This window comes from Streptomyces tateyamensis, from assembly GCF_003205575.1.
Lineage (GTDB): Bacteria > Actinomycetota > Actinomycetes > Streptomycetales > Streptomycetaceae > Kitasatospora > Kitasatospora tateyamensis.
Window position 1 is genome coordinate 1 of sequence record NZ_PYBW01000320.1, and the last position, 292, is coordinate 292.

Annotated in this window: 1 pseudogene; it reads right to left on the reverse strand. The window is 68.8% G+C overall.

Features of this window, described 5'->3' with window-relative positions:
• A pseudogene (locus tag C7C46_RS35655) lies at window positions 1-292 on the reverse strand (carbohydrate ABC transporter permease); the annotation flags it as partial.

Here is a 292-nt window from a genome sequence, read left to right on the forward strand (position 1 = left end):
GGGACCGAGATGGCCAGCGCGTTGACCAGGTACGGCATGAGGCCGCCGCTCACGCCGAACCCCCCCTCGAAGAGCACCGTGTGGTAGTTGGCGAGCGTCGCGTCCGGGCGGGTGAAGAAGGTCCACCATCCGCTGTTGGCCACGTCCTGCTTGGGACGCACCGAGGTGACCAGCAGCCCCAGCGTGGGAATGGTCCACAGCACCGTGAGCACGACGACCAGCAGCGAACTGAACGGGCTGCTGAAGGCCTTGCGGACGGCCTTGGCCGGCGGCAGCGGCGCTTCCGACGGCT